At 35.1% G+C, this 1,289-nt stretch carries 1 protein-coding gene; it reads left to right on the top strand.

Annotated elements, in window-relative coordinates; translation table 11 throughout:
* Positions 1 to 159: 159 nt before the first annotated feature.
* A protein-coding gene (locus tag FTT91_RS14555; RefSeq protein WP_180169704.1) for an IS4 family transposase occupies positions 160 to 1,250 on the top strand; the annotation gives its coding sequence in 2 pieces (ribosomal slippage) (positions 160 to 700 and positions 700 to 1,250; 1,092 coding nt in all).
* Positions 1,251 to 1,289: the final 39 nt, after the last annotated feature.

Here is a 1,289-nt window from a genome sequence, read left to right as displayed (position 1 = left end):
ACCGGCCTCCATCGGAGAAACTGTCCGAGGTTATGTTGACGATGCCGAAAATGATGAGCGATTTATTCATGGGGGCTTCTATAATAATCTCTGTACACGACAAAAATAGATAACTCATTGAAATAATGTCACAATAATTGTTTTCTAACGACGAATACTATGACACATCTCAATGAGTTATATCTTATCTTAAACAAATCTCTAAAATGGAACAAGTCACATTTAAAGTGCTTTGCGCTCATCATGCTTGTGATTATTTTAAAGCAAACATGTAATCTTTCTTCTGCATCTAAAGCCTTGCCCATCAAGTGTTTACCACAATCATTTTATCGACGTATGCAGCGCTTCTTTGCAGGTCAGTATTTTGATTATCGTCAAATTTCTCAGTTAATTTTCAATATATTTTCATTCGATAAAGTCCAATTAACTTTGGATAGAACTAATTGGAAATGGGGAAAACGAAATATTAATATCCTGATGCTCGCAATCGTTTATCGTGGAATAGCGATACCTATCCTTTGGACATTGCTTAATAAACGTGGAAATTCAGATACGAAAGAGCGTATTGCTTTGATTCAACGCTTTATCTCCATTTTTGGTAAAGATCGTATTGTGAATGTGTTTGCAGACAGAGAATTTATCGGTGAGAAATGGTTTACATGGTTAATTGAAAATGACATTAACTTCTGTATACGTGTTAAAAAAACTTTATTGTGACCAATCACTTAGCCAAGAATCATAAAATTAGTGATTTATTTCGTCATCTTCAAGTTGGTCAAATTGAATGTCGTAAACGACGGATTTTGGTTGGTCGGGTGAAACTATATATAAGTGCACTACAGTTAGAAAATGGAGAGCTTTTACTCGTCGTTTCTCCTCAGTTTAATGCCAATGCTATTCAGGATTATGCATTACGCTGGGAAATTGAAACCTTATTCAGTTGTCTCAAAGGACGCGGGTTTAATCTTGAAAATACGCGCTTGACAGACCCTAGACGAGTGAAAAAATTGATTGCGGTGTTAGCTATAAGCTTCTGTTGGTGTTACTTAACGGGTGAATGGCAACATAATCAAAAAAAAGCGATAAAAATAAAGAAGCATGGACGACTCTCAATGAGTTTATTTCGCTATGGTTTAGACTATGTTCAAATGGCGATTCAGCGTTTAATTGGTTTTGGGAAAAAAGAAGAGTTTAAGGAAATTTTGGCAATTTTAAGAAAGCAGAATCCTGATAGGATAAGGGTTCTGTGAAATTTGTCGTGTACAGAGTATAATAATAATAATCGAGCA

Source organism: Acinetobacter sp. YH12021 (assembly GCF_013420145.1).
Lineage (GTDB): Bacteria > Pseudomonadota > Gammaproteobacteria > Pseudomonadales > Moraxellaceae > Acinetobacter > Acinetobacter towneri.
This window is presented reverse-complemented; position numbering and strand designations above follow the sequence as displayed.